Here is a 6,043-nt window from a genome sequence, read left to right as displayed (position 1 = left end):
AATTTTTTGGTGTTGCATGAAAATAGGGTTTCAGGCTGTATTCAGTCAAAAAAAGAAACGGCGTCCGTAGCCAGACGCCCGCACCCGCAGGACGCTCAGTCAGCGCGATAGTTCGGCGCTTCTTTGGTGATCTGTACGTCATGCACATGGCTCTCGCGGATGCCTGCTGAGGTAATCTCGACAAACTCGGCCTTGTTTTGCATGTCTTCAATCGTGCCGCAGCCGCAGTAACCCATGCTGGCGCGCAAGCCGCCAGCCATCTGGAAAACAATGCCAACCATGGAGCCCTTGTAAGGCACCCTGCCCTCTATGCCCTCGGGCACCAGCTTGTCGGCGTTCGGATTGCCGGTGCTCGACTCCTGGAAATAGCGGTCAGCACTGCCTTGCTGCATGGCACCGATGCTGCCCATACCGCGGTAGCTTTTGTAGCTGCGACCCTGAAACAGGATAACTTCACCGGGTGCTTCTTCAGTGCCGGCAAACATCCCGCCCATCATGACGGTGCTGGCGCCGGCCGCGATGGCCTTGGCGATGTCGCCGCTGTAACGAATGCCGCCGTCAGCAATCAGGGGAACGCCGCTGCCGCGCAAGGCGGTCGCCACGCTGTCGATGGCCATGACTTGCGGTACCCCGACACCCGCGACGATGCGGGTGGTGCAAATGCTGCCTGGGCCGATACCGACTTTCACGGCGTCGGCACCAGCTTCAACCAGCGCCAGCGCCGCTGCTCCAGTGGCAATGTTGCCGCCAATCACGTCGATATGGGGGTAATTCTTTTTGACCCAGCGGACCCGCTCGATCACACCATGGCTGTGGCCATGGGCCGTGTCGACCACTATGGCATCCACGCCGGCTTTGACCAATGCTTCAACCCGCTCTTCAGTACCTTCGCCGACACCGACCGCAGCACCGACCCGAAGGCGGCCCGCAGAATCGCGGGCGGCATTGGGGAAGTTGGTTTGCTTGGTGATGTCCTTGACCGTGATCAGCCCCTTGAGCTCAAAAGCATCGTTGACCACGAGCACGCGTTCAAGTTTGTGCTTGTTGAGCAAGGCCTTGGCTTCGGCGGCAGAGGTGCCCTCCCTGACGGTGATCAACTTTTCACGCGGAGTCATGATCTGGTGGGCCTTGACGTCGTAGCGGGTTTCAAAGCGCAGGTCACGACTGGTCACGATACCCACCACTTTGCCGCCGTCGCACACCGGAAATCCAGAGATGCCGAGCTGTTCGGACAATTCGAGGATCTGCAACACGGTGTGCTCGGGTGTGATAACCACCGGATCGCGCACCACCCCTGATTCGTAGCGCTTGACCTTGACCACATGCGCGGCCTGCTCCTGCGGCGTGAGGTTTTTGTGAACTATGCCAATGCCGCCCTCTTGCGCGATGGCGATCGCCAGCCGTGCTTCAGTAACGGTATCCATGGCCGCAGAGACAAGCGGCAGATTCAGTCGGATGTTTCGGGAAAACTGGGTGGAAAGAATCGCGTCCTTGGGCAGGACTTGGGAGAACGCTGGCACCAACAATACGTCGTCGAAGGTGAGCGCTTTGCCGAGTAGGCGCATATAGAGAGCTCCAAAAAGTCGATTGTACCCGCGTCGTTGAACCTGTCGGTACTAACCCTTGCATGCCGATTTGACTCTTCTCTGCAAATACGTCGCTTCTTGCCAAAGCATGTAAAAAAAACCATACACAAAGCTACACTCGTGAAATGGACTTAAAACTCGTTTCAAAAACCCTCATTCTGGCCATTGTCAGCAGCTCGTTTGCGCTCACAGCCCTGGCGCAATGGCAATGGATAGACAAGGACGGCCATAAAGTGTTTAGTGACCGGGCGCCACCGGGCGACGTTCAGGAAAAGAACATTCTGAAACGACCGGGTGGCTCGAACCAGCCCGCTGCCAAGTCGGTCAGTGAAACCGTGACAGCAGCTCCAGCGTTGGCCGCCTCATCAACCGCTGGCAAAGCCAGTGGCCCCCGGCTGTCGGGCAAGGACGCGCAACTTGAAGCCAAGAAAAAGCAGGCAGAGGAAGAGGAAGACGCCAAAAAGAAGATTGAAGAAGAAAAAGTGGCCAAAGCCAGAACCGACAATTGCGATCGTGCCAAAAGAGGTTTGGCGAACGTTCAGTCAGGCGTCAGGCTTTCTGTCATTAATGCCAAAGGAGAGCGCGAATTCATGGACGAAAACGCTCGTGTTGAAGAAACGAAACGCCTTCAGGGCTTCGTAGAAAGCGACTGCAAGAAATAAATCAGCACGGGCGCAAGGTTCAGCCGCTGGCGGCAGGCTTCAATACCCAGCCTTGGCCCCGGGACGGATTTTGGCGAACAGACCGGCACTTTTTGCACCTTGCCGGTCAAATCGTTCGCGGCGCGCCACTTTAGGGTCTACCCGCAGAGGCCGGTAAATTTCTATCCGGTCCTTGTCTTGAAGCAAATGACCCAAACCGGTTTTCCGGCCCCAGACGCCCATTCTCAGACGATCTGATTGAAGCTCTGGAAATTCTTGCAGAATGCTGCACGCCGAAAGCGCTTTTGCCACGGTCGCGCCAAAATCAAGTTCCATTTTCCACTCGCGCACCTGTCGGGGTGCAGGTGAGTAAACCAGGCAAATTTTCAAACTCGGAGCGCCTGTCACGCCGTCAGGATTCGCCATAGACCCGTGACGCTCTTTTAACAAAAGCATCGACCAGACTGCCCGCTATTTTGTCAAATACCGGGCCAACCAGCGTGGCTAGCGCGCCATTGTCGAAGTCGTAGCACAGTGTGAAGTCGATCTTGCAGGCGCGCTGGCTGCCATCGCCCAAAGGAAGAAAGCGCCAGTCACCTTCGAGGCGGGAAAAAGGGCCATCGACCAGCGTGAGGCTGACCCGCTTGTCTTTTTCATGCACGTTGCGCGTGGTGAAGCTTTGCGTCAGGCCCGCGATGGAAATGCCGATCCTGGCCGTCATGCCTTGCGAGTTTTCTTCGCGCACGGAAGCCTGGTTGCACCAGGGCAAAAACTGCGGGTAGCTTGGAACATCGGTGACTAATGCAAACATTTCAGCTGCGCTGTACCAGATAAGAACGGACTTGTGAACGGTTTTCATACAATCAAGGGCTGGGCATGATTGTATTAGTCGACGCTGTCCCTAACTTTTAAACATGGCAACCAAAGAAGCATCCTCCTCCAAAAAGCCCGCTGCGGCCTCTTCAGGCAAAGCAGCGGAAAAGTCCACCAGCAATTTGTCAGCCAAAGCCGCTGCCGCTGCGATACGCATTGCCGACAACAAAAAGGCTACCTTCAACTACCACATCGAGGAGCGATTTGAAGCCGGCATGGTGCTCGAAGGCTGGGAGGTCAAATCGCTTCGCGAAGGCAAGGTGCAACTCACCGATGGCTATGTGGTTATCCGCAATGGCGAGCTGTTCCTCATCGGTTGCCAGATCAATCCTCTGGGCACGGCATCGACCCATATCCGGCCCGACTCGGTGCGCACCAAGAAGCTGCTCATGCACAAGGAAGAGATCCGGCGGCTGATGGGCAAGGTAGAGCAAAAAGGCTTTACGCTGGTACCCCTAAATATTCACTGGAAAGCTGGCAAGGTGAAATGCGACATCGGTCTGGCCAAGGGCAAGGGCGAACATGACAAGCGCGACACCATCAAGGACCGCGAAGGCAAGCGCGAGGTGGAGCGGGCCATGAAGTCCCGAAACCGCTAAAGCCGCAGCCTGCCGCTTGCGGACTGGACAGCCGGGCGAGGCCGACGAAGCCAGCCGGACGAGTTCAAAAATATTTTTCCCCGATGGAATAAACCCGGTCATGCAAATGTTCACCCGGTTGTAGACATCATCTGCATCCATCGGAGAACACTGTGAAATTGTTAACCGTCGCTTTCCTTACTGCTGCCCCCGAGGAGGACGTGCGTCCCCCCCAGTGCTGCCCACGCCGCAACGATCGCCGACGGCACGCTGGCCGGCCCCAACGGCATGACAGGTATGTGTTTGGCAGTGACAAGGCCAGCAGCGGCAAATCTGCCTGTAATCGCCCCTGCGTCAGCAACTGGCCCCCGCTGATGGTTGCCGAAACCGACCAGCCCATGGGGGCCTGCATGAGCGTGACGCAAAATGAGGGTAAAAAACAGTGGGCCATCAACGGCAAACTGCTTTATTTCTGGTTCAAGGACAGCAAGGCGGGCGACGGCTTCACGAACGTCTGGCACGTCGCCAAACCCTGACGGCCATGCTGATGGACAAAGTTCGCCCAGCTTGCGGCAGCCGCTGGATGGCCAGCCTGCTGCTCGGGGCACCCCACCCTTCGGGCATTGCAACGCCTGATGATATTCGCCAGGCGATGCTGCAGGCGCTGGATTCCATCGTCGGGCCTGAAAGCGCTCGAGCGCCCGACGACCGGCGCATTGACCGGCGCATTGACCAGCGCATCCGTTATTGTCAGGACGCCAACACGCTCTGGCATTTGCGCAGCGAACTGATGCAGGTGCCTTCAGCGCATCATGGCGAACGCGAAGCGCGCTGCCAGCTGGACAGCATCAGCGCGCTGTTCGACGGATTGCTGCCCTTTGGCATGCATTCAAACCGAGCGAACCTGAGGCTACGATAGGGCACATACCCCCTTGGCAGACCCATGACCGACTTCCCGTTGACCGACCACATTCCCAGCCTTCGCCGTTATGCGCGCTTGCTCACCGGCGACGCCTGGATGGCCGACGACCTGGTACAGGACACGCTGGAGCGGGCCTGCTCCAAATGGCGTTTATGGACGGCAGGCAGCGACTTGCGCGCTTGGCTGTTCACGCTGATGCACAACATTTTCGTCAATCAGGTGCGCCGCTCCATCCGGCAGGCTGGCGCCGGAATCACGGTGAATGTGGAGGACGTCGAGCATGAACTGGTGGCGCCAGACGCTGGCAGTTCGCACTCGCTGGACCTGCAACGCTGCCTGCTGCGATTGCCCGAAGACCAGCGCGTGGTGCTGTTGCTGGTCACCTTGGAAGACCTGTCCTATGAAGAGGTAGCCAAAGTCACCGCTGTTCCTGTGGGCACCGTGATGTCGCGTCTGTCGCGCGGCCGAGCACGTCTACGAGAGCTGATGGACAGCGCCCTTCCTGCAGATCCTGCAGTCGCCAGTCAGGCCGCTCCCGCCGTATTCCTCGCCCCGCTCAGGCGACTGAAATAAGGCATAGAAGACCATGGAAAAAATAAACGACGAGCTCATGCAAGACAAGATCAACGCATTGGTCGATGGGCGTCTGCCCGCAGACCAGCAGGCCGATACCCAAGCGCGGCTGGCGCTCAACGCAGACGCACAGGAAACCCTGCATGCATGGCAGGCTCAACGAGAAGCCCTGCGTGCCTTGCATTGCTCATTGCTGGACGAAGCGATCCCTGAAACCCTGCTGGCTGCCGCGCGCCGCGGGCAAAAGAGCCGGCAACAGCTCGACCAGTGGTGGCGTTGGGGCGGCCTGGCTGCAGCGGTGGTGCTGGCTTTTGGCGTGGGCTGGCTGTCGCATGACGAGCTGGGCGGTGCGGCAACGCGAAAGATGGCAGCTGCGGGGCAGACCCGTTCGACCCAGGCATTTGTGCACCAGGCCTCATTGGCCTATGCGGTGTATTCCCCAGAAGTCCGGCACCCGGTTGAAGTGACTGCCGCCCAGCAGGACCACCTGGTGCAATGGCTGTCAAAACGTCTTGACAGACCTCTCAAGGTGCCGGTGCTGGCGACGCGAGGGTATGAACTGGTCGGGGGGCGCCTGCTGCCTGGCGAAGGCGGCGCCCGAGCGCAGTTCATGTTCCAGAACCTGGCTGGCGCGCGTGTCACGCTCTACCTTGGGAGGGTGGATGGCAGCGCACCAACCAACGGTTCGCCCGGGAACGACGCTGCACCCAAAATGTCCGGCACGGAAACCGCTTTCCGTTACAGCGGCGATGGTCCGGTGCCCTCGTTTTACTGGGTAGATCAGGGATTTGGCTATGCCCTGAGTGGCGCGCTGTCCCAGGCTGAGTTGATGCAGCTGGCCGAACTCGTGTACCGGCAGCTGTAAATCAG

The 6,043-nt window shown here is 58.5% G+C and carries 9 protein-coding genes; 6 read left to right on the top strand and 3 right to left on the bottom strand.

Features of this window, described 5'->3' with window-relative positions; genetic code table 11:
• Positions 1–95: 95 nt before the first annotated feature.
• Positions 96–1,565, bottom strand: a complete 1,470-nt coding sequence (gene guaB, locus HHJ19_RS03325) for an IMP dehydrogenase (protein ID WP_296904027.1) — start codon at positions 1,563–1,565, stop codon at positions 96–98.
• A gap of 146 nt (positions 1,566–1,711) precedes the next feature.
• Between guaB and HHJ19_RS03320 the strand changes: the two genes are divergently transcribed.
• Positions 1,712–2,248 carry a DUF4124 domain-containing protein gene (locus HHJ19_RS03320; protein WP_296904025.1) on the top strand — a complete coding sequence of 179 codons (537 nt, stop codon included), beginning with the start codon at positions 1,712–1,714 and terminating at the stop codon, positions 2,246–2,248.
• 39 nt (positions 2,249–2,287) lie between these two features.
• Here the strand turns inward: HHJ19_RS03320 and HHJ19_RS03315 are convergent, their stop codons facing one another.
• Positions 2,288–2,653, bottom strand: coding sequence for an RnfH family protein (locus HHJ19_RS03315; RefSeq protein ID WP_296904036.1), 366 nt, complete (start codon positions 2,651–2,653; stop codon positions 2,288–2,290).
• Positions 2,640–3,086 carry a type II toxin-antitoxin system RatA family toxin gene (locus tag HHJ19_RS03310; protein WP_296904024.1) on the bottom strand — a complete coding sequence of 149 codons (447 nt, stop codon included), beginning with the start codon at positions 3,084–3,086 and terminating at the stop codon, positions 2,640–2,642. Before HHJ19_RS03310 ends, HHJ19_RS03315 begins: the two co-directional genes overlap by 14 nt.
• 55 nt (positions 3,087–3,141) lie before the next feature.
• On the opposite strand from HHJ19_RS03310, the gene smpB reads away from it, so the two are divergent.
• From smpB to HHJ19_RS03285, 5 genes are all read left to right on the top strand, one after another.
• Positions 3,142–3,699: an SsrA-binding protein SmpB gene (gene smpB / locus HHJ19_RS03305; RefSeq protein ID WP_296904022.1), complete on the top strand. Its 558-nt coding sequence runs from the start codon at positions 3,142–3,144 to the stop codon at positions 3,697–3,699.
• A gap of 152 nt (positions 3,700–3,851) precedes the next feature.
• Positions 3,852–4,214, top strand: a complete 363-nt coding sequence (locus tag HHJ19_RS03300; RefSeq protein WP_296904021.1) for a hypothetical protein — start codon at positions 3,852–3,854, stop codon at positions 4,212–4,214.
• 11 nt (positions 4,215–4,225) lie between these two features.
• On the top strand, positions 4,226–4,597 hold the full coding sequence (locus tag HHJ19_RS03295) for a hypothetical protein (protein ID WP_296904019.1): 372 nt from the start codon (positions 4,226–4,228) through the stop codon (positions 4,595–4,597).
• 24 nt (positions 4,598–4,621) lie between these two features.
• Positions 4,622–5,173: a sigma-70 family RNA polymerase sigma factor gene (locus HHJ19_RS03290; protein ID WP_296904018.1), complete on the top strand. Its 552-nt coding sequence runs from the start codon at positions 4,622–4,624 to the stop codon at positions 5,171–5,173.
• A 13-nt stretch (positions 5,174–5,186) separates the two neighbouring features.
• A complete protein-coding gene (locus HHJ19_RS03285) occupies positions 5,187–6,038 on the top strand; it encodes an anti-sigma factor (protein WP_296904016.1) in 852 nt (283 codons plus the stop codon).
• Positions 6,039–6,043: the final 5 nt, after the last annotated feature.

It is taken from the genome of Polaromonas sp. (genome assembly GCF_012927415.1).
Classification (GTDB): domain Bacteria; phylum Pseudomonadota; class Gammaproteobacteria; order Burkholderiales; family Burkholderiaceae_C; genus Polaromonas.
This window is presented reverse-complemented; position numbering and strand designations above follow the sequence as displayed.